General features: G+C 42.4%; 22 protein-coding genes. 14 read left to right on the forward strand and 8 right to left on the reverse strand.

Annotation, left to right across the window (positions count from 1 at the left end):
- Positions 1-17 precede the first annotated feature (17 nt).
- Positions 18-632 (reverse strand): ribosome biogenesis GTP-binding protein YihA/YsxC, encoded by a 615-nt coding sequence (gene yihA / locus ACST13_RS08960; protein ID WP_459461889.1) that lies wholly within the window; start codon positions 630-632, stop codon positions 18-20.
- A gap of 171 nt (positions 633-803) precedes the next feature.
- Between yihA and ACST13_RS08965 the strand changes: the two genes are divergently transcribed.
- Both ACST13_RS08965 and hemE read left to right on the forward strand, forming a co-directional pair.
- Positions 804-1,154 (forward strand): four helix bundle protein, encoded by a 351-nt coding sequence (locus ACST13_RS08965; protein ID WP_459522852.1) that lies wholly within the window; start codon positions 804-806, stop codon positions 1,152-1,154.
- A 71-nt stretch (positions 1,155-1,225) separates the two neighbouring features.
- Positions 1,226-2,257 (forward strand): uroporphyrinogen decarboxylase, encoded by a 1,032-nt coding sequence (hemE, locus tag ACST13_RS08970; RefSeq protein WP_459522853.1) that lies wholly within the window; start codon positions 1,226-1,228, stop codon positions 2,255-2,257.
- Between the two features lie 32 nt (positions 2,258-2,289).
- Here the strand turns inward: hemE and guaB are convergent, their stop codons facing one another.
- The gene (gene guaB / locus ACST13_RS08975) at positions 2,290-3,759 is read right to left on the reverse strand and encodes an IMP dehydrogenase (RefSeq protein ID WP_459522854.1); all 1,470 of its coding nucleotides are present in this window, start codon (positions 3,757-3,759) and stop codon (positions 2,290-2,292) included.
- 151 nt (positions 3,760-3,910) lie between these two features.
- On the opposite strand from guaB, the gene ACST13_RS08980 reads away from it, so the two are divergent.
- The 10 genes from ACST13_RS08980 to ACST13_RS09025 are packed head-to-tail and all read left to right on the forward strand — an operon-like array spanning position 3,911 to position 11,634.
- Complete coding sequence (locus tag ACST13_RS08980) at positions 3,911-4,279, forward strand: NADH-quinone oxidoreductase subunit A (RefSeq protein WP_459522855.1); 369 nt, start codon at positions 3,911-3,913, stop codon at positions 4,277-4,279.
- Positions 4,279-4,827 (forward strand): NADH-quinone oxidoreductase subunit B, encoded by a 549-nt coding sequence (locus ACST13_RS08985; protein WP_459522856.1) that lies wholly within the window; start codon positions 4,279-4,281, stop codon positions 4,825-4,827. Before ACST13_RS08980 ends, ACST13_RS08985 begins: the two co-directional genes overlap by 1 nt.
- Positions 4,828-4,830: 3 nt before the next feature.
- On the forward strand, positions 4,831-5,328 hold the full coding sequence (locus ACST13_RS08990) for an NADH-quinone oxidoreductase subunit C (protein ID WP_459522857.1): 498 nt from the start codon (positions 4,831-4,833) through the stop codon (positions 5,326-5,328).
- Positions 5,329-5,337: 9 nt separating this feature from the next.
- Positions 5,338-6,573, forward strand: a complete 1,236-nt coding sequence (locus ACST13_RS08995) for an NADH-quinone oxidoreductase subunit D (RefSeq protein WP_459522858.1) — start codon at positions 5,338-5,340, stop codon at positions 6,571-6,573.
- Positions 6,574-6,576: 3 nt separating this feature from the next.
- Positions 6,577-7,062, forward strand: a complete 486-nt coding sequence (locus ACST13_RS09000; protein WP_459522859.1) for an NADH-quinone oxidoreductase subunit NuoE family protein — start codon at positions 6,577-6,579, stop codon at positions 7,060-7,062.
- A gap of 8 nt (positions 7,063-7,070) precedes the next feature.
- Positions 7,071-8,411 carry an NADH-quinone oxidoreductase subunit NuoF gene (gene nuoF, locus ACST13_RS09005; protein WP_459522860.1) on the forward strand — a complete coding sequence of 447 codons (1,341 nt, stop codon included), beginning with the start codon at positions 7,071-7,073 and terminating at the stop codon, positions 8,409-8,411.
- A 20-nt stretch (positions 8,412-8,431) separates the two neighbouring features.
- Positions 8,432-9,463, forward strand: a complete 1,032-nt coding sequence (locus ACST13_RS09010; RefSeq protein WP_459522861.1) for an NADH-quinone oxidoreductase subunit G — start codon at positions 8,432-8,434, stop codon at positions 9,461-9,463.
- Positions 9,464-10,588: an NADH-quinone oxidoreductase subunit NuoH gene (gene nuoH, locus ACST13_RS09015; RefSeq protein ID WP_459522862.1), complete on the forward strand. Its 1,125-nt coding sequence runs from the start codon at positions 9,464-9,466 to the stop codon at positions 10,586-10,588. It abuts the gene before it with no gap.
- A gap of 4 nt (positions 10,589-10,592) precedes the next feature.
- Positions 10,593-11,111: a NuoI/complex I 23 kDa subunit family protein gene (locus ACST13_RS09020; RefSeq protein WP_459522863.1), complete on the forward strand. Its 519-nt coding sequence runs from the start codon at positions 10,593-10,595 to the stop codon at positions 11,109-11,111.
- Between the two features lie 7 nt (positions 11,112-11,118).
- Positions 11,119-11,634, forward strand: a complete 516-nt coding sequence (locus ACST13_RS09025) for an NADH-quinone oxidoreductase subunit J family protein (RefSeq protein ID WP_459522864.1) — start codon at positions 11,119-11,121, stop codon at positions 11,632-11,634.
- Between the two features lie 237 nt (positions 11,635-11,871).
- Here ACST13_RS09025 and ACST13_RS09030 read toward each other — a convergent pair whose 3' ends face one another.
- The gene (locus tag ACST13_RS09030) at positions 11,872-12,540 is read right to left on the reverse strand and encodes a hypothetical protein (protein ID WP_459522865.1); all 669 of its coding nucleotides are present in this window, start codon (positions 12,538-12,540) and stop codon (positions 11,872-11,874) included.
- Between the two features lie 155 nt (positions 12,541-12,695).
- On the opposite strand from ACST13_RS09030, the gene ACST13_RS09035 reads away from it, so the two are divergent.
- Positions 12,696-13,745: a sensor histidine kinase gene (locus ACST13_RS09035; protein WP_459522866.1), complete on the forward strand. Its 1,050-nt coding sequence runs from the start codon at positions 12,696-12,698 to the stop codon at positions 13,743-13,745.
- 1 nt (position 13,746) lies between these two features.
- Positions 13,747-14,463, forward strand: a complete 717-nt coding sequence (locus ACST13_RS09040) for a LytR/AlgR family response regulator transcription factor (RefSeq protein ID WP_459522867.1) — start codon at positions 13,747-13,749, stop codon at positions 14,461-14,463.
- On the opposite strand, the gene ACST13_RS09045 is transcribed toward ACST13_RS09040, so the two are convergent.
- Genes ACST13_RS09045 through wecB form a run of 5 tightly spaced genes read right to left on the reverse strand, consistent with a single transcriptional unit; the run spans position 14,447 to position 20,214 of the window.
- A complete protein-coding gene (locus tag ACST13_RS09045; RefSeq protein WP_459522868.1) occupies positions 14,447-16,348 on the reverse strand; it encodes a TonB-dependent receptor in 1,902 nt (633 codons plus the stop codon). The genes ACST13_RS09040 and ACST13_RS09045 overlap by 17 nt on opposite strands.
- A 1-nt stretch (position 16,349) precedes the next feature.
- Positions 16,350-17,120 carry a hypothetical protein gene (locus ACST13_RS09050; RefSeq protein WP_459522869.1) on the reverse strand — a complete coding sequence of 257 codons (771 nt, stop codon included), beginning with the start codon at positions 17,118-17,120 and terminating at the stop codon, positions 16,350-16,352.
- Positions 17,121-17,139: 19 nt separating this feature from the next.
- Entirely contained in the window at positions 17,140-17,904 is a 765-nt protein-coding gene (locus ACST13_RS09055) for a glycosyltransferase family 2 protein (RefSeq protein WP_459522870.1), read from the reverse strand.
- Entirely contained in the window at positions 17,891-19,096 is a 1,206-nt protein-coding gene (locus ACST13_RS09060; protein WP_459522871.1) for a glycosyltransferase, read from the reverse strand. Before ACST13_RS09060 ends, ACST13_RS09055 begins: the two co-directional genes overlap by 14 nt.
- Positions 19,096-20,214, reverse strand: a complete 1,119-nt coding sequence (gene wecB, locus ACST13_RS09065; RefSeq protein ID WP_459522872.1) for a non-hydrolyzing UDP-N-acetylglucosamine 2-epimerase — start codon at positions 20,212-20,214, stop codon at positions 19,096-19,098. Before wecB ends, ACST13_RS09060 begins: the two co-directional genes overlap by 1 nt.
- Positions 20,215-20,223 lie beyond the last annotated feature (9 nt).

The following is a 20,223-nucleotide window of genomic DNA, read 5'->3' on the forward strand; positions in this document are numbered from 1 at the left end:
TGGGGGCAAAATTAGTATTATTTCCCTATTCTGTAAGGGGATGTCTTAATTAATTCATCGATTGACTTTAAAATATCTTCGCGTCCCACGTGTTTCTCAGCAGACGTGATAAAAAGAGGAGGTAACTCATCCCACATATCTAAAAGGAAGTTTTTATATACTTCGACGCTTTCATTCACCTGCTTTTGGGATATTTTATCAGCCTTTGTAAACACAATATAGAATGGAATTTCATCTTCCACCATTCGGCTCATAAATTCAATATCCACTGCCTGCGGCTTCAATCGTATATCTAACAGGACAAATAAACAGGTTAAATTCTCCCGATGTATCAAATAATCGAAGATCATCTTTTCAAATTCCTTCCTTTTTTCCTTGCTTACTTTGGCAAAACCATAACCTGGCAAATCCACTAAAAACCACTTTTCATCAATAATGAAATGATTAATCAACTGTGTTTTACCTGGTGTTTGTGATGTTTTCGCTAAACCTTTATGAAAAGTCAATGAATTAATCAACGATGATTTTCCCACATTAGAACGGCCAATGAAGGCGAATTCCGGGTATCGTGCTGGAGGACAATTCTTGAAGTCAGTATTACTGGTAACGAATTTAGCGTTAATCTGAGCCATGGGGCGGGTGATGTTGAGGGACAAAGGTAAGGAAAAGTAATCAGTAGTCAGTAGACAGTAGTCAGTAGTCGGTATCCAGTAGATAGTGATAATTTTTCTTAATTATCAGCTTGGTTCTTGTTCTACTAGTAGTAAAACTATTCTTTTGGCAAACATTATAACAATCGGGACATGAAGGTTTGTAAATTTGAAGAATTAATAGTTTGGCAAAAATCCATAGAAATAGCCGTTCAGCTATATAAGCACTTTGATAAACATCCTGATTTTGGTTTTACGAATCAATTAAAAAGGGCATCTATTTCAATTTCGAATAATATAGCTGAAGGTTTCGAACGAAATTCCAATAAGGATTTTAATCGGTTTTTATATTTTGCCAAAGGCTCATCCAGTGAGGTAAAATCAATGTTAATTTTAGGAAATAAATTAGGTTATTTTTCTAATCTAGAAATGAAAAACTATTACAAGCAGATTGATGAAATAGGTAAAATGCTTTATCGGCTATCGATCTCCCTGCCCATTTAACCCTGACTACTGTCTACTGACTACTGTCTACCCTTGCCTCAACCCGCTTTTTCCCTTACCTTTGTACGCTTATGGAAAAACTACAAAACGATCTACTTCTTCGTGCTGCGCAGGGTCTGCCTGTGGAGCGAATCCCAGTTTGGGTGATGCGTCAGGCGGGGAGAATTTTACCTGAATATAGAGCTGTAAGGGCGAAAGCGGGATCATTTATTGGACTTGCGACGCATCCAGAGATGGCTGCGGAGGTGACGATTCAGCCGGTGACGCGTTTTGGGGTGGATGCGGCGATTATCTTTTCGGACATTTTAGTGGTGCCGGAGGCGATGGGTTTGCCATACGTGATGGAGGAGCAGAAGGGTCCGGTTTTTCCGGAGGTGATTCGGTCGAAAGCGGATTTAGCGAAGATTCGCGATGCGAATCCGGAGGAGGATTTGAAATATGTATTGGATGCGATTAAGATCGTGAAGAAAGAGCTAGCTGGCAAGGTTCCGTTAATCGGGTTTGCCGGTGCGCCATTCACGATTTTCTGTTATATGGTGGAGGGAAAAGGGTCGAAGACTTTTTCTCAGGCTAAAAAGATGTTGTATGCAGAGCCTGAATTGGCTCATGCTTTGTTGCAAAAGATTACGGATTCGACGATTTCTTATTTGAAGGCGCAGGTAGCGGCGGGAGCTAATTTAGTCCAAATCTTCGATTCCTGGGCTGGCATTCTATCGCCGACGCAGTACTCGGTATTTTCGACACCTTATTTAAAGCAAATTTGTGATGCGGTGACGGAGGTTCCGGTGACGCTTTTTGCCAAAGGGGCATTCTTCGCTCGCGAAGAAATGGCTGCATTGAATTGTGCAACGATTGGTTTGGATTGGAATATGGATATTGCAGAATCTCGTCGCTTAGTGGGGCCTAATAAAACATTGCAAGGAAATTTAGATCCTTGTGCTTTGTATGGTGACTTTAAGACGGTAGAGGCGGAGACGAAGAAGATGATTGGTCAATTTGGGACGCAGCGTTATATTGCGAACTTAGGTCATGGAGTCTATCCTGACATTGATCCTGATAAGGTTCAATGTTTTGTGGATACGATTCAAAACTATCAATCATAAAAAAAGCCTCCTGATCAGGAGGCTTTCATTTGTTAGGATACCGAATAATTAGGCGCTTCTTTCGAGATGCTCACATCGTGTGGGTGACTTTCTTTCACACCGGCGGAAGTGATTTTGACGAATTTCGCTTGTTGCATTACTTCGATCGAAGATGCACCGCAATAACCCATACCTGCTTTTAGGCCTCCGACCATTTGGTATAAAATCTCTGTTACTGAACCTTTGAACGGTACGCGACCTACGATTCCTTCCGGAACTAGTTTTTTGATATCGTCTTCTGCGTCTTGGAAGTAGCGGTCTTTCGATCCATCTTCCATGGCTTCTAAAGAACCCATTCCGCGGTATGATTTGAATTTACGACCTTCTAAAATGATCATTTCGCCTGGTGCTTCGTCTGTTCCTGCTAAAAGAGAGCCGATCATTACGGTGCTAGCGCCGCCAGCGATGGCTTTTGCCACATCTCCTGAATAACGAATTCCTCCATCAGCGATTACTGGGACATCGTATTTTTGTAAAGCTTTGGCCGCTTCATAAACCGCTGTTAATTGTGGCATACCCACACCTGCGATAATACGCGTAGTGCAAATACTGCCTGGGCCTACACCTACTTTCACTGCATCGGCTCCTGCTTCCGCTAAGGCGACAGCAGCTTCTCCGGTGGCGATGTTACCTACGATAACATCCAATGTAGGGAATGCTTTTTTGACTGATTTTAATGCCTCAATCACTCCTTTCGAGTGACCGTGCGCTGTATCAATACTGATAACGTCTACGCCTACTTGAACTAAAGCTTGAACTCGATCGAGTAAATCGGGGGTCACGCCTACGGCGGCACCTACGCGAAGGCGACCTAAGAGATCTTTCGATGCCAAAGGGTGTGACTTGCGCTTCAAAATATCTTTATAAGTAATCAAACCGATTAATTTTCCATTCTTATCGATGATGGGTAATTTTTCGATTTTGTATTCTTGCAAAATGCTTTCGGCCTCTTCCATGCTGATTCCTTCTTTGGCCGTAATCAAATTATCCTTCGTCATGATCTCCTTCACGGGACGAGTGGTTTGTTTTTGGAAACGTAAATCACGGTTCGTCAAAATCCCCACTAATTTCCCCTCATTATCGATCACCGGAATACCCCCGATCTTGAATTCCTTCATGATACGTTGCGCATCCCCTAATGTGGAATTATCCTTCAAAGTCACTGGGTCGATAATCATCCCTGATTCAGAACGCTTTACCTTACGAACCTGAGCTGCTTGTTGCTCGATCGTCATATTCTTGTGAATGATTCCAATGCCACCTTCCTGCGCTAGTGCAATGGCTAAAGCAGCTTCCGTCACCGTATCCATCGCGGCAGAAACAATCGGAATATGTAACGAAATATTGCGTGTAAGACGAGATGAGGTGCTTACTTCGCGGGGTAAAACCTCGGAATAAGCGGGAAGTAAAAGTACGTCGTCGTAGGTTAAAGCTTCGAAAATAAATTTGTTGGAATCAAGCATAGCAAATAATTTGAATAGGGTGATGTGTGTTACCCTTATTTGCAGGACAAAATTACACGAAATTTCTGAAATAATTCAATCCTTTTCTGAATTTTTCTCTCGGATTTAGATTTTTAGCAGTAAATTGCGTCTTGAATTTTAAGCCTTCGTAATGAATTATCAACCTCAGGATTTTCTTCCGATTTTTGTTCAGCTTGCTGCTGCTTTGGCATTTATTGTAGCTACCATGTTAGCTACTCACGCATTAGGTCCTAAAAGACATTCGCAAAAGAAAGATGATACCTTTGAATGTGGGATCGAATCGATCGGAGATGCCCGAACTCCTATCTCAGTTAAGTATTTTCTAGTAGCCATTCTTTTTGTGCTATTCGATATAGAAATCGTCTTTATGTATCCATGGGCGGTGAATTTCAAACAATTGTCGTGGAATGGTTTTTACGAGATGCTTGTATTCATGGGCTTGCTTTTAGTGGGCTTTTTGTACGTATTGAAAAAAGGAATTTTAAAGTGGGAGAAATAATGAGTGAGTCATCTGTAAAAATCGTAGAAGCACCGGAGGGTGTAGAAGGACAAGGGTTTTTCGCTACGTCATTGGATAGTTTAGTGGGATTAGCACGTGCTAATTCACTTTGGCCATTACCCTTCGCCACTTCTTGCTGTGGTATTGAGTTTATGTCGACGATGGCATCACATTATGATATTGGTCGTTTTGGGGCAGAGCGTTTAAGTTTCTCAGCTCGTCAAGCGGATGTTTTAATGGTGATGGGCACGATTTCGAAGAAGATGGGGCCAGTTTTAAAGCAAGTGTATTTACAGATGGCCGAACCTCGCTGGGTATTATCTGTAGGGGCTTGTGCTTGTTCAGGAGGTATTTTTGATACCTATTCTGTCTTGCAAGGTATTGACCGTATCATTCCAGTGGACGTATATGTGCCAGGTTGTCCGCCACGTCCGGAGCAAATATTGGATGGCTTTATGGAAATCCAAGAATTAGCGAAAAAAGAAAGTACACGCAGGAGAAATACGCCAGAGTATACGGCATTATTAGCTTCTTACGGAATCGAATAAGATATGAACGCAAAGATAATCGAAGCGCTTGAAGCGCAGTTTGGCGAGGACGGTGTTTATGGAATAGGGGAGTCACATGGCATTTTACAGGTGACGACGGCGGTAGAAAATATCGTGCCTATGATCCACTTCTTGTATGCGCATCCAGTATTCAAGTTTCAGTTTTTAACGGATTTAGCTGGGATACATTTTCCAGAAGCAAAAGGCCAGGAATTGGGTGTTATTTATCACTTGCATAGCTTGGAAAATAACGTACGCCTTTGGATTAAGGCTTATGCGCCTATCGAAGCGCCTAATTTCCCTTCCATCACGGATTTGTTTGCGACTGCGAACTGGATGGAGCGCGAGGCGTTTGACTTTTATGGGATCATTTTCGAGGGTCATCCTAATTTGATCCGTATTTTAAATATGGACGATATGGATTACCATCCGATGCGGAAGGAATATCCTTTAGAGGATGCGACGCGTAACGATAAGATTGATGAATTGTTTGGACGATAATAAATAGACATGTCTGAAATAGCTTTAGTAAATAATCCTAACGTAGGTTTAGACAAAACACAAAAAGGGGGACCTTATGTGAATGAACTATCTACCTTAAACTTAGGTCCTACACACCCGGCGACTCACGGTATTTTCCAAAACATCTTAACGATGGATGGCGAAACAATCGTGGATGCGGAGCAAACGGTTGGTTATATCCACCGTGCTTTTGAAAAAATCGCAGAACGTCGTCCATTCTACCAAATCACCACGTTAACAGACCGCATGAACTATTGTTCAGCTCCTATTAATAATATGGGCTGGCACATGACGGTAGAGAAATTATTAGGTATCGAAGTTCCGAAGCGTGCGCAATACATGCGTGTGATTATGATGGAATTAGCGCGTCTAACTGACCATATCGTTTGTAATTCGATCTTAGCGGTAGATACCGGAGCCTTAACAGGTTTCTTGTACGTGTACCAGTGGAGAGAGTTTATCTATGAGATTTATGAGGAGATGTGCGGTGCGCGTCTAACCACAAATATGGGTCGTTTCGGCGGTATGGAGCGTGATTTTACGCCGGTAGCGATCGAGAAAATCAAAAAAATATTGAAAGAACTTCCAGCGGCTTTGAAGGAATTCGAAGGTTTGGTGATGCGTAACCGTATTTTCATGGATCGTACCCAAAATGTAGGCGGAATTTCTGCAGAGCGTGCGTTAAACTACGGATTTACAGGTCCTAATTTACGTGCAGCGGGAGTTGATTACGATGTGCGTTCGTTGAATCCGTATTCTTCTTATGAAGATTTCGAATTTGATGTTCCGGTAGGAACGAAAGGCGATACCTACGATCGTTTCTTAGTACGTGAAGAGGAGATGTGGCAAAGTTTGCGCATCATCCAGCAAGCCTTGGATAACCTTCCAGAAGGCCCATACCACGCAGACGCTCCACACTATTATTTGCCAGACAAACAAGACGTCTACCACAATATGGAGGCCTTGATCTACCACTTCAAAATTGTGATGGGGGAGATTGATGCACCAGTGGGAGAGGTTTATCACTCGGTAGAAGGCGGAAACGGGGAATTAGGTTTCCACTTAGTTTCTGATGGAGGTCGTACTCCTTACCGTTTGAAATTCCGTCGTCCCGGATTTATATATTACCAGGCTTTCCCAGAGATGATCAAGGGAACCACCCTTTCAGATGCGATCGTAACGATGTCATCGATGAACGTAATTGCAGGAGAGTTAGATACTTAAGGTATGAGCAAGATTGTTTTCCCAGCAGAAACGCTGGAATTAGTGAAAAAAATTATCGCCCGCTATCCGGAAGGAAAGCAGAAGTCGGCTATTTTGCCTATTCTTCATTTAGCGCAAGCTGAGTGGAAATGGTGCTCGCCAGAGGTAATGGATTATGTAGGAACCCTGATGTCCATCAGCTCCATCGAGGTTTACGAAGTGGCGTCTTTCTACACGATGTTCCACTTGGAGCCGGTAGGAGAGAACGTGATTGAGTATTGCCGTACAGGCCCTTGTTGTTTAATGGGTGGCGTGGAAGTATACGATCACTTGAAGAAACGTTTGAAGATTAATACGGGCGAAACGACGAAGGATGGCAAGTTTACTATCAAAGAAGTCGAGTGTTTAGCCGCATGCGGTTGGGGTCCTGTATTCCAAATCCGCGAAAAATATTACATGCACCTAACGAACGAAAAGGTGGATGAAATTATAGATGAATTAAGCAAATAAGGCATAGGATGAAGATATTAACCGAACATTTAGACGTACCTAACATCGACACCATAGACGTGTTCATGAAGCATGGGGGGTATTCAGCGGTCAAAAAAGCATTAAAGAAAATGACTCCCGACGAGGTAACCGAAGAGGTGAAAAAGTCAGGGCTTCGTGGCCGCGGAGGCGCAGGTTTTCCGATGGGTATGAAGTGGTCATTCTTAGCTAAACCAGAGGGAGTGCCTCGTTATTTAGTGTGTAATGCAGACGAATCAGAGCCTGGTACGTTCAAGGACCACTATTTGATGTGGAAATCCCCACATACCTTAATCGAAGGAATGATTGTTTCTTCGTTTGCCTTGGGAGCAAATACCTCGTACATCTATGTGCGTGGCGAGTTAATGTATGTGATTGCTATTTTAGAAAAAGCGATTCAAGAGGCCTACGATAAAGGATTATTAGGCAAGAACATTTTAGGTTCAGGCTATGATTTAGATTTATTCGTTCAACCAGGTGGTGGTGCGTATATCTGCGGAGAAGAAACGGCTTTATTAGAATCTTTGGAAGGTAAAAGAGGAAATCCTCGTAATAAACCGCCATTCCCAGCCGTAAAAGGCTTATGGCAATGTCCTACGGTAGTTAATAACGTAGAATCTATCGCTGCAACTTCATGGATCGTGAATAACGGTGGTGATGCGTATGCGGCGATCGGTGTAGGACGCAGTACAGGAACAAAATTAATATCGGCATCGGGTCACATTAAGAAACCAGGTGTGTATGAGATTCCATTGGGAATTACCGTAGAAGAATTCATCTATTCGGAGGAGTGGTGCGGCGGCATTCGTGATGGACATAAATTAAAAGCAGTCGTAGCCGGTGGTTCGTCTGTACCTATTTTGCCAGCGGAGTTAATCTTAACCACAGCGGCAGGGGAGAAACGTTTGATGACGTATGAATCTTTATCGGATGGAGGATTTTTATCCGGAACGATGTTAGGTTCTGGAGGTTTTGTGGTGATGGATGAGACGGCTTGTATCGTACACAATACCTTGACATTTGCGAAGTTCTACCACCATGAGTCTTGTGGACAATGTTCTCCTTGCCGGGAAGGAACGGGTTGGATGGATAAAGTAATTAACCGCATCGAGCACGGTCAAGGTCGCAAAGAAGACATCGATTTATTAGTCGATGTAGCAAAGAAAATTGAAGGAAATACAATTTGTCCTTTAGGGGATGCAGCGGCTTGGCCAGTGGCTGCGGCGATTCGCCACTTCCGTGATGAGTTCGAATGGCATATTGAACACCCTGAATTAGCCACAAAACCAGGCGCAGTATTTATGCGTAAGGGGGCTAGTTGGGCTAAATAATTTGGCAGAAATTAACGAATATGAAAGTTACGATAGATAATATCACCCTTGAGGTAGAACCAGGAACCACCATCATGCAGGCAGCTCGCATGATCGGGCCTGAGATTGCTCCGCCAGCTATGTGCTATTATGAGCCATTGAAGGGTTCAGGTGGAAAATGCCGTGCTTGTTTAGTGAAGGTGACTGCGGGTTCTGAAAAAGACCCTCGCCCGATGCCTAAATTAGTTCCAGCCTGTATTACTGCCGTTCAAGACGGGATGATTGTGGAAAATACGGTGAACGAGGATGTGATCGAAACTCGCAAGGGGATTGTCGAATTCTTGTTATTAAATCACCCATTAGATTGCCCAGTTTGTGATCAAGCGGGAGAATGTCATCTGCAAGACTTCTCGTTCGAGCATGGTGTTTCTTCGACACGTACTGTGGAAGAGCGCAATACCTTCGAGCCGACGGATTTAGGGCCCAATATTCAGTTACACATGAATCGTTGCATTTTATGCTACCGTTGTGTGTATACCGCCGACCAAATCACAGATGGCCGTGTTCATGGTGTCATGAACCGGGGTGATCATGCAGAAATCAGTACCTATATCGAGAAGGCGATTGATAATGATTTCTCGGGTAACGTCATTGATGTATGTCCGGTGGGAGCATTAACCGACAAAACCTATCGTTTTAAGAGCCGTGTTTGGTTCTCTAAACCAGTGGATGCGCATTGCGAGTGTAGTAAATGTTCTGGAAAGGCGACAATCTGGTACAAAGGCGAGGAAGTGATTCGCGTGACTGGTCGTAAGAACATATGGGGCGAAGTTTCTGATTTCATTTGCAATAGCTGCCGTTTTGATAAGAAGAAAACAGCGGATTGGGTGATCGAAGGGCCGACGAATGTGTCGCGTCATTCGGTGATCTCTGCGAATAAATATGGGGCTAATTTGATTAATCCTGCTTTCCCGGTGTTGCAAGCTGCTCGTGATTATAAGCTGATTAATGATGACCGTGACCGTAGTTTTGTAGGCATTCAACCTGCTTTACCTGTAGCTAAAAAGAAATAGATGGAATTAATTGATTCAGTTTTTATTGCCAAAGCGTCCTTCATCAGCATCATATTCCTGATTACACTGGGGATTGCGGCTTATTCGACTTATTTCGAACGTAAGGTCGCCGCTTTCATGCAAGACCGTATCGGTCCAGATCGTGCGGGTCCTTTCGGTATCTTGCAACCTTTAGCGGATGCGGTGAAGATGTTCATGAAGGAGGATTTCATTCCGGCGAACTCGAACAAATGGTTGTTCATTATGGGTCCTTGTTTGTCCATGTTGACGGCTTTGATGACATCGGCGGTGGTTCCTTTCGGGGATACAGTAACCATTTCTGGTGTGACCTTTGACTTACAAGGAATCGATGTGAACATCGGTATTCTATGGGTGTTCGGTATTGTTTCTCTAGGTGTTTATGGCGTCTTGATCGGTGGTTGGGCTTCGAATAACAAGTATTCCTTGTTAGGCGCGATTCGTGCAGCCTCTCAAAACATCTCTTATGAATTAGCGATGGGACTTTCCATTATTGCGATTTTGATGATGACAGGATCTCTTTCCACGAAGGCAATTGTAGAGGCACAACAAAACGGTCACTGGAACATCTTGTATCAACCTATGGGCTTTATTATCTTCTTGATTTGTGCGTTTGCGGAATGTAACCGTACACCTTTTGACTTACCCGAGTGTGATACCGAATTAATCGGGGGATATCATACGGAGTACTCTTCGATGAAATTAGGTTTCTATTTGTTCGCGGAATACATTAATATGTTTATTTCGGGAGCGGTGATGGCTACCTTGTATTTTGGCGGGTATGATTATCCAGGCATTGATTTTGTGACGGCTCAATTAGGTGAGACAGCGGCGCATTTGATTGGCTTTGGTGTACTGATTGGCAAGGCTTTGGCCTTCGTATTTATCTTCATGTGGGTGCGCTGGACATTACCTCGTTTCCGTTATGATCAATTAATGGGCTTAGGCTGGTCAGGCTTAATACCCTTAGCCATGTTTAATATCGTGGTAACAGGTTTGGGTGTTTTATTAGACCAACAGATTCTAATTGGAATCGGTGGAGTGGTCGTTTTCATCGCGGGAATCGTGGTGTACGATCAATTATTTGTTAAGAAAAAAATAGCATAGCGATATGAAATTAAGTGACCGAACGAAGGTAGTTGAGCAAGGTGAAATGACTTTAGCAGAACGTATGTATCTTCCTGCGATTGTAGGCGGTATGGCGACGACTTTAAAGCACTTTTTCTCAAAGCCGGTGACGATTCGTTACCCAGAGCAAACGCGTTATTTGGGCCCAATTTACCGTGGTCTACACATCTTAAAGAAAGATGAGCAAGGTGCAGAACGTTGTACGGCTTGTGGTCTTTGCGCGGTGGCTTGTCCTGCGGAGGCTATTTCGATGGTTGCTGAGGAGCGTAAGAAAGGGGAGGAGAAATTATACAGAGAAGAGAAGTATGCCAAAGTATACGAGGTTAATATGCTTCGCTGCATCTTCTGCGGTCTTTGCGAGGAGGCTTGCCCGAAAGAAGCCATTTTCTTGCGTCACGATCAAATGGTTCCTGTTTTCAGTAGCCGCGATGAAGTGATTTACGGAAAAGATAAATTAGTTGAAAAAATGGACCAACGCTATTTACGCGAGGGCTGGAAATAAGATAATTATGGAGATTTCGAATATTTGGTATTTTCTTTCAGGTTTAACCTTGCTTAGCGCCCTAATGGTCGTTTTAGCCAAGAACCCGATTCACTCGGTTCTTTACCTGGTGTTTACTTTCTTCTGCATCTCAGGTCATTACGTTCTGTTAAATGCTCAGTTCTTAATGGCAGTAAACATTATTGTCTACGCAGGTGCGATCATGGTTTTATTCCTGTTCGTGATCATGATGTTTGATCTGCGCAAGAATCAACCAGAGTCTAAATCGAACCTAACGAAGTTAGCAGGCTCCGTAGTAGCGGGTTCCCTTTTAGTGGTTTTAATCGCTCTAGTTCGTCAAAACAATTTCATGTCACCTAAAATAGAAGGTTTCAACTCCCAAACAGGTATGGTCGAAAACCTAGGTAAAGTTTTGTATTCAGAATATCTATTGCCTTTTGAGCTTGTTTCTATCTTGTTCTTTGTGGCGATGGTGGGGGCGGTGTTGTTAGGGAAACGGGAGGCTGGTGAGCGAAACTTCTAAACATTTTAAAAATGCGCTGCGCGATATTTTTCAAAATGCTTAGAAGTTTCACTCTCTTCTTTAAAGCATAAAGAATAAAGCACAAAGAATAAAGTTTGTATTAAAAAAGGGGATCAATTCGATCCCCTTTTTTAATGATTTCGTGAAGCACATTTCACATACGTATCCGCGCAGCGGATTCAAACTCTATACATTATTCTTTGTGCTCTATGCTTTAAATCTCTACTCTATACTCTCTTATCTCTTCACTTTTTTGTCAAAAACCCCCACCTTCACCCCCAGCGTACCTGCAGCTCTGGACATGCCTGGTGTTTTTTCCTCACCGAAAGCGAAGCGGTAGTTCGCACCGCCAAATACTTTGACATATTTAAATAGATTTACTTCTAAATTGATTCCTGGTTGAATACCTAAGGTTCCAGGTCCTCTCCTATCATTTCTATTCATTCCTCTTCCAGGACCGGGTTGAGGCATCATCATACTACTTAAATAGGCAGGATATGCCATTAGTGGACCGTCCTCTTGAATTCTTCCAATCGCTAGCGGAAAGCTCAAATGGATAACCTTGTTTGCCATGGGTGTAGCCTCTAACGTCAAAGCACTAAAGCGCTGACGAGGTTCAGGAGCCATTCCATTGCGATCATCTCTTCTATCCATCGAATTAAAGGAGGCAATACCTAGGGATAATTTATTGTTCAAATGAACTTGTAATCCCATCCCACGTTCAGGGCCTCCTTTGCCGAATAGCACTTGAGATTGAAATGATAAGCCGAAAGATGTCAGCTTGTGCGGTTTGAAAAGAGTCTTCATGGAAGAAGAAGTGTCTTTCTTGATTTTGATTAAGGTTTCTTGACTAAAGGAATTGAATCCAATTAGTAGAAATGCAAGTAGGCGGATTGAATAGTTCATATCTGTGTGTTTTTTTACGAAAATACAATATAATACGTTTGAAAAAATCTATTTAGATAGAAGGTCGTATTTTGAAGATTAATGGTCTGATTCTATCGATGAAGCCATAGCGTGGATTGCGCATATTTATCTAGATTTGTAAAAATCAATTTTCTATGTGGCAGGCTGGGAATTATAAAAATACGAAGCGCACCTTTCAGGTGTTGTTTAATCTGATCCTTTGGGGGATGTGGGTGGGTTTGCCATTGCTAAGTCCCGTACACCAGACGCATAATACGCCCAACCCTCACCAGAATCCGGAGTTTTCCGCGCATATTTGGGTGGAGCTCATGACGGTGATGCCCTTATTCTATGTGATAACCCTGTTATTGATTCCCTATGTATTTAAGAAGAAAGGAATTTGGGTATTTTTCGCCGTTTTGATTTTTACTAATGTCGGCTTCTTCTTTTTTCAGGAGGTATTTCACCATTTCTTTTTGGAATTTGAACATGAACATGGTACAGCGCCGGAAATGTTAGGGATTTTTCCATTAATCATGGTGTCTGCGATTGCGTCCTCTTATGGTTTGTTGTTAGAATTTTTAGAGCAGGATTCGAATAAGGAGGAACAAAAAAATGAACAATTGAAATCGGAATTATCCTTTTTGCGCTCGCAGATTAGTCCGCATTTTATCTTCAATATCCTGAATAGCATTGTCTATTTAATTCGGACCAAAGCCTCTGAGCAGGCGGAGGACGTAACCATGCGTTTATCTTCTTTAATGCGCTATATGTTGTATGATTCGGACCAAACAATGGTTCCCTTGACGAATGAATTAGCGTACTTAGAAAACTATATAGATCTTCAAAAAATGCGTTTCGACGGTAATGTTGCTTTTGATTTTCAAGTCAAAGGCGATGGGCAGGGGCAGATGATCGAACCTATGTTATTAATCCCTTTTGTAGAAAATGCGGTGAAACACGGGGTCGGTCTGGTGGAAAAGCCTTTTATCAAGGTGCAACTCGAATCGAATGAACAACGATTACATTTTCAGGTGAAGAACAAAAAGGGTAAAGAGGAGCAGGTTTTTAAAGATCCGAGTTCTGGCATTGGTTTAAAAAATGTGAAACGGCGTTTGGAATTACTCTATCCGAATAAACACACCTTGGAAATAAAGGAAGATGAATTGAATTTCTCTGTGGATCTAACGTTAGAATTAAAATAAGATGGAAAAAATGAATTGCCTAGTCGTGGATGACGAAGTGATGGGCCGTAAATTAATCGAAGAGAATGTGAAGCAAATTCCTTTCTTGAATTTGGTGGGATCTTGTTCGAATGCTTTTGAGGCGATGGAGGTGCTGCAGAAGGAAAAAGTTGATTTGATCTTTTTAGATATCCAAATGCCCGGAATTTTAGGGACGTCATTTTTATCTTCTTTGGCCATAAAACCTTTAGTTATATTCGTCACGGCCTATGCAAATTATGCGGTGGAAAGTTATAACCTGGATGCGGTAGACTACTTAATGAAGCCTGTTAGCTTAGATCGATTTATGTTAAGTTCGAACAAGGCCTACCATATTTTTATGGGTAAGACCGTGATTCAGAAGGAACCACTGGAAGATTTCTTTTTCGCGAATGTGGAATATTCGCTAGTTCGGATTTCGATTCCTACCATCAGTTATGTGGAAGGTTTGAAGGATTATGTGAAGATTTTTGTGGAGGGGGAGCGCCATCCTATTTTGACCAAACAGACAATGAAAAGTGTCGAAGCTAAAGTGGTGCCACATGATTTTATGCGCGTGCACAAATCATTTATTGTGAATTTGAAGAAGATCGAATCGATTAAACAACAGCGCATTAAGATAGGCAATTTTGAAATTGCTGTGAGCGATTCACATATAGGTGAATTAATGGAGCGCCTGAATGCTAGTAGGCTAAATTAAGTTGTAGGCCTACATGGAAGTTTCTTCCGGGAGATGGATTGTAAAATCGACCACCGGTGGCATTTAAATCTGGACCGGATGAATAGCGTTCATCGCCTACATTATCTACAGTAGCCCACAAAGTCCATTTTTTTCTTTCATAGCTAATTTTTGTATTCCAAAGTCGATAAGAGCCCATTTTCTCCGCATTCGTATCATTTAAGAATTGGTAGTCTACGAATTGAAAGTTTTGCATCAAACTCAAACCAGAGGGGTGGCGCCAAAACAAAGTCGTTGCTTGCTGGTAAGGAGTCGTTCCTGTCAAGAAGTTTCCATTAGCAAAACGGAAGTTTTGCCAAGTATGCGATTGTTCTAAAGTCAGGGTGGGACTTACCTTCCAGGTAGAACTCAATTCCAAACCTTGCTGTGTAGTAGAACCCGCATTCGTGAAATAATCCGATCCGTCCGCCGCTCTTCTTATGACGATTGTTTCGTCTAAATTAAACTGATAGACACTCAGATCCCAGTTGAACTTTGCATATTTCCCTAGGTAGGTTATTTCGTGGTTCCAACCTTTCTCTGCCTTTAAATTCCTATTGATTATTCCGGTCGAAGGACGCATTTCCGAAATACTAGGAGGGGAATAACCATGCGCCACTTTAGCGACGATACTTTGGTGATTACCTAATTTACGTAAAATGGCTAAACGGGGAGAGAAGATGGCTTCGTTTCCGATGTATTCAGTCCAATAGCTGCTCAAACTGCTGGAGAAGGTAAATACCCAATTAGTTAAACCAGCATATTCGTTTTGCAAAAATAGACTTCCTTGTTGCACATGCGTGTTTTGAGTTAGCTGCAAGGTGTCTCTTATTCCATTTCTATTGCCAAAGGTGGAACTATTCATCTGACCAGTTTGGTATTCAAATCCGAGGTCAGAACTGATGATTCCTTTTCGATGGATGACTCCTCTAGTTGAATAATTGGGTTCATTCCGGATTTCATAATTCCGTATCGTCGGGTTTTCGACATCGTTCACTTGCAAGGATTGACCGAGGTCCCAGGCCCATTGCTTATTTATCACTTGTGAGGCTTTTGCACTCAATCCATAACTTTTTATCTTGAATGTGGCTCCTTGTTGTTGTGCACTTTTGAAAATACCTGCTGCGGGTCTGGCTTGTTCTGGATTAGCTAGAAATTGTGCTTTCGTGAGGCCTCCTGGTGTTTGGTAAGCTAAATCCACATAATAGGTCGTCAGATCGATGTTCAAATCCTTCGCAAAGCTGTGGTGAAATTCATACGAAATCCATTGCTTTTTCATGGCAGATTGCGCTCGATAACCTTCCTGTTGGTTAAATGAAGCATATAGCCGGTGATTTTCAGAGGAGATATCGATCGCAGTTTTCAGTCCGCCTAAAGAGTGGTAGACATTCTCCGCACTAATTTTATTTCCTTGTGGGGCACTTTCAAAAAGTAGAGCGCCTCCAGTTCCAGCGCCATATATTCCGGCAGATGGACCTTTTGTGACTGTTAGGGACGAAAATAGGGCAGGTTCTAGCAGTGAAATGTAGGTGTTATTTCCTGCATCCGTGAAGGGAATTTGATTCCAGTAGACTTTGGTATTTCTAACGCCAAAAGGGGCTCTCAAAGAACTTCCTCGAATGGCGATACGGTAGCTGCCTGGAGAGCGTTCTTCCATTCGGATACCTGCCATAGAATTTAGAGCGGATACGAAATGAGTCGAACTGAAGCGCTGCAAATCAAAACTGCGCACAAATGCATCTGGTGTATTTAAGGCACTGCGTTTTTGTTCGAAAATAGTGACTTTTACCTCGTCTAATAGAGTAGTTGAATCCTTTTGGCCCAAAACAGGTAAATACAAAAGTAGGAGTAGTATCAGTTTCTTCATCTTAGAAGAAATAGGTAAATAAGGTAGAAGGAATAATTGTTTGAGAAGCTATAATCGACTTTGACTTTGGATTAGCGACTGCTCCTAAGTTGAGTACTTCTACATTAAATGATAAGCCGAATTTACCCTTAGTTAGATCTATTTTTGCTTTGTAGCCTAGGTCGTTTTCTGTAATAAGTGATTGGAAAGGTACACCGATGTAACGACCATAAAGAGTGACTTCTCGGTAAAGAGGTTCGAAAACCTTAGCTTGGATCAACACATTTGTTGTGCCAGGAATATATAAACCTATGCCTGCACTAATTCCATGTAGCGAATATTTCTCTTCCTCTATAAACTCCGCTTTTCCTGAACTTATCTTGCGTCCGATCGATTTACTATAAATACTCAAACTCGGAATCCACCTTGTTTTATTCAATTTAGGTGATGTATTCCATTGCAAACCTACTTCAGCCTCTCCACCTCGATAGGTCGAATTCAAGCTTTCTGTAGGGGATAATGGTTGGTTGAAGTTATTTAACGGTGGGTCGATAAATTGATATTTACTTCGATCCACTGAACTACCCATGACATTCCCTAAGGTCTTTAAGGCGATGAAAGTACGGCGATTTTTGTTCGGATTTTGAAAGGAGATTTCTGCGGCTAAATCTACTGTCATTTGTGATTCATGCCAAATGAAATGAGATGCTCCGATGCTGGAGTTGAAACGAAATTTTTGACCAAAAATTCCAGTGGAGATAAATAAAAAAAGAAGCGCAATCGAAAATCTCATAGAGACAAATATAGCTGATTTACCAATACTTCCCCTGATTTTTCAAGGCAAAAATCACGCCCCTTGAAATAATGTTGACATGATTAAGCAGGTTAGCCACTCCTCCAAAATGAGATTTCAATACTAGGTATCGCTCTTTCCAGGATCGTTTTAAATTCTGAACGGATGCTCCTCCCATCAAATAATTGCAAATAGGAGTTTCGGATTTAATAATGGAACTACTTTTTTTCAATACCTTGATTTCCCAGTCGATGTCTGAACTGAGTTTGTATTGTAGGTCAAAAAGCGGCGAAATACTTCGTTTAGCAATAAAGGCTTGATGGCAAACCAACATACCAAATTTGAAATCACACCACGTTAAATTAACTGGTAAACGATGAGGTGTCACCTCGCTACGTAAGCCTAAGTGCCGACCTTCGTTATTCACAAAAACCGCTTCGCCGTAGAGTACATCTGGATTTTTTGCGAGTTCTTGTAAAAGGTTTTTCAAGGTGTCTGGAGATGCAAAGGTATCCCCTGCATTTAAAAAGAGTATATAATCGCCTTTGGCTAATTGCATTCCTTTGTTCATCGCATCGTATATACCCTTATCTTTCTCCGAAATGAATTGATTAATTTTTGATTTATATGCTTCAATTATTTCTAAAGTTCGATCTTTTGACGCCCCATCTACTACGATGTAGTCGATCTCATCCGCTAGGCCCTGTTCGAACACACTTTTAAATGTTCGTTCTAGGTAGGCCTCTGCCTGGTAGGTGATCGTGATGATACTAAGCTTTGGCATAATAGGCGAGGTGTTGCTGAGCAATGATTTTTTGATTGTATAAGTTGACGGCGCGTTCTCTGGATTTTGCTCCTGCTGTCGTTGATTCTAGGCACCAGTTGATGCCTTTGGCCAAATCTGCTGGGTCAAATGCCTGAGCCACATAACCTGTTTTTTTGTGCTCAATCATCTCTGGAATACCGCCTACTTCGAATCCGACGCAGGCCGTTCCGCAGGCCATCGCTTCCATAATGGTATTAGGTAGATTTTCTTCCAAAGAAGGTGTCACAAAAACATCTGCCGCGGCATAGATGTCGCGCATTATGGCCGGGTCAGTCACTTGCCCAAAACTATGCGATCTAAGTGGTAAATCTTCTGTCATTTCCCCACCTACAAGTAATAATTCAGTTGTAGCGGAATCGATGAATTGTAGCGCCTCTTTTAATAAATGAAATCCCTTCGCCGGGGCATTCACGCGCATAGCTACAAATAGAATATATTTTTTGCTCGAATCTAATCCTAAGCTGTTGGCAGTAGGCGAGAAGAAATCCGTGTCTATGGCATTCGGAATGGTCTGGATGTCATGATCCCCCAGAATGCTACTTTGTTTGGCTCGATTCCCCAGCCAATCGCTGCAAGTTATGATGTGTAGATTTTTCGAAGCGAATCCTTGCTTTTTCGCTTCCCACATCCGGTGCGAAAAGTCATTCGGATTCGGATTTTTTACGAATTTGCAATCACCACAACTTTGTTGAAAATGATCGCAATCTCCACTATGGTGACAACCGCCCGTAAAGGCCCACATATCGTGCAGGGTCCAAAAAATCGGTTTATTCAACCGGGTTAAGGAAGCAATGTCGTCTACAGATAAAAAGCCAAAATTCACCCAATGTAAATGCACAATGTCTGCCTTTTTTATGATGGGATGCGAAGAAATATCACTTCCGAAAACGCCCGGATTAAACAGGAAGCGGATGGATTTGTCTTTCTCGAATCGCAGAAAAAATAAGCGTTCTGCAATGAATTTTAACCAAGAAATAATCCCATTTCCGAATTTAGTGGCATTTGAAGAACTCGCTTTTTCTCGAACAATATAATCCACCTGATGTCCCGCATTTTCCAAAGCTACCTGTAATCGTCCCGCTGCAATTCCTGCCCCGCCATTGCTGTCGTGGTAGGATAAAAGAACGATATGGAGCTTTTTAAAGGACATTAAGCGAATAGTTCAGCTAGTTGTGCGGCAATTCTTTCGGCTGCCTTTCCATCCCAAAGCGGAGGAATACTTCCCTTCTTCACTTTGCCCGCTAAGATTTCCTGAAGCGCGGCATAGGTTTTCTTAGGATCTAAATCAGATAATAATTGATTCGTACCTAAAGTTACCGTAATCGGTCGTTCGGTCGAATCGCGGAAGGTTAAGCAAGGGACACCTAAGTAGGTGGTCTCCTCTTGAATTCCACCGGAATCTGTTAATATCGCGGTGGCATTTGACATTAATTGAATGAATTCTAAATAGCCCAAAGGCTCCGTCATAATCAAGTTTTTCGCCTGATCAAGTCTTTCCGCTAAGCCAAATTTCTCCATGTGCGCCCTTGTTCTCGGGTGAATAGGAAAGATAATTTTCGTGTCTTTGCTGCTTAATTCGATCAATTCAAGAATAGACTCAAGGCCTTCTTTCGTATCCACGTTCGCAGGGCGGTGCATGGTCATGACAATGTAGTCCGAAGTCGATATTCCGGAGTCCGAAGCCCGTAGTCCTAGGTCTTCTAGTATTGTCGTGGTCTTTGCTTTTTCTTGGTAGCGCACAAGTGAATCGATCATCACATTACCGGCGAAGAAAACGCGTTCATCTGCTACGCCTTCATTTTTCAAATGCTGCATTCCACTTTCTTCTGTTACGAAAAGGTAATCAGCAACGCTATCTGTTAGAATACGATTTAATTCCTCCGGCATCGTACGGTCAAAGCTGCGTAAACCCGCCTCCACGTGAGCTACTTTGATTCCCATTTTGATGGCAACAAGGGTACAGGCCAAAGTCGACGTAACATCCCCCACCACAATAACCAAATCTGGTTTTTCCGCTTCCACGATTTTTTCGAAGGCCACCATGATTTTTGCCGTTACCTCCGTGTGGCTTCCTCCACCAATTCCTAGGAAGAAATCCGGTTTAGGTAATTCCAATTGGGTGAAAAATACATCACTCATTTTCGCGTCAAAATGCTGACCCGTGTGAACAATCATGGATGTCCAGCCAGCTAATTTTTGGATCGCTCGATGTAGCGGTGCTACTTTCATGAAATTGGGACGCGCCCCTACGACTTGAATTACTTTCATTTTTACTTA

This window comes from Aquirufa sp. A-Brett2-W8 (assembly GCF_054558755.1).

Bases quoted from the DNA above. Each gene is read 5' to 3' on its own strand.
- yihA (WP_459461889.1), bottom strand. From the start codon at position 632: ATGGCTCAGATTAACGCTAAATTCGTTACCAGTAATACTGACTTCAAG.
- ACST13_RS08965 (WP_459522852.1), top strand. From the start codon at position 804: ATGAAGGTTTGTAAATTTGAAGAATTAATAGTTTGGCAAAAATCCATA.
- hemE (WP_459522853.1), top strand. From the start codon at position 1,226: ATGGAAAAACTACAAAACGATCTACTTCTTCGTGCTGCGCAGGGTCTG.
- guaB (WP_459522854.1), bottom strand. From the start codon at position 3,759: ATGCTTGATTCCAACAAATTTATTTTCGAAGCTTTAACCTACGACGAC.
- ACST13_RS08980 (WP_459522855.1), top strand. From the start codon at position 3,911: ATGAATTATCAACCTCAGGATTTTCTTCCGATTTTTGTTCAGCTTGCT.
- ACST13_RS08985 (WP_459522856.1), top strand. From the start codon at position 4,279: ATGAGTGAGTCATCTGTAAAAATCGTAGAAGCACCGGAGGGTGTAGAA.
- ACST13_RS08990 (WP_459522857.1), top strand. From the start codon at position 4,831: ATGAACGCAAAGATAATCGAAGCGCTTGAAGCGCAGTTTGGCGAGGAC.
- ACST13_RS08995 (WP_459522858.1), top strand. From the start codon at position 5,338: ATGTCTGAAATAGCTTTAGTAAATAATCCTAACGTAGGTTTAGACAAA.
- ACST13_RS09000 (WP_459522859.1), top strand. From the start codon at position 6,577: ATGAGCAAGATTGTTTTCCCAGCAGAAACGCTGGAATTAGTGAAAAAA.
- nuoF (WP_459522860.1), top strand. From the start codon at position 7,071: ATGAAGATATTAACCGAACATTTAGACGTACCTAACATCGACACCATA.
- ACST13_RS09010 (WP_459522861.1), top strand. From the start codon at position 8,432: ATGAAAGTTACGATAGATAATATCACCCTTGAGGTAGAACCAGGAACC.
- nuoH (WP_459522862.1), top strand. From the start codon at position 9,464: ATGGAATTAATTGATTCAGTTTTTATTGCCAAAGCGTCCTTCATCAGC.
- ACST13_RS09020 (WP_459522863.1), top strand. From the start codon at position 10,593: ATGAAATTAAGTGACCGAACGAAGGTAGTTGAGCAAGGTGAAATGACT.
- ACST13_RS09025 (WP_459522864.1), top strand. From the start codon at position 11,119: ATGGAGATTTCGAATATTTGGTATTTTCTTTCAGGTTTAACCTTGCTT.
- ACST13_RS09030 (WP_459522865.1), bottom strand. From the start codon at position 12,540: ATGAACTATTCAATCCGCCTACTTGCATTTCTACTAATTGGATTCAAT.
- ACST13_RS09035 (WP_459522866.1), top strand. From the start codon at position 12,696: ATGTGGCAGGCTGGGAATTATAAAAATACGAAGCGCACCTTTCAGGTG.
- ACST13_RS09040 (WP_459522867.1), top strand. From the start codon at position 13,747: ATGGAAAAAATGAATTGCCTAGTCGTGGATGACGAAGTGATGGGCCGT.
- ACST13_RS09045 (WP_459522868.1), bottom strand. From the start codon at position 16,348: ATGAAGAAACTGATACTACTCCTACTTTTGTATTTACCTGTTTTGGGC.
- ACST13_RS09050 (WP_459522869.1), bottom strand. From the start codon at position 17,120: ATGAGATTTTCGATTGCGCTTCTTTTTTTATTTATCTCCACTGGAATT.
- ACST13_RS09055 (WP_459522870.1), bottom strand. From the start codon at position 17,904: ATGCCAAAGCTTAGTATCATCACGATCACCTACCAGGCAGAGGCCTAC.
- ACST13_RS09060 (WP_459522871.1), bottom strand. From the start codon at position 19,096: ATGTCCTTTAAAAAGCTCCATATCGTTCTTTTATCCTACCACGACAGC.
- wecB (WP_459522872.1), bottom strand. From the start codon at position 20,214: ATGAAAGTAATTCAAGTCGTAGGGGCGCGTCCCAATTTCATGAAAGTA.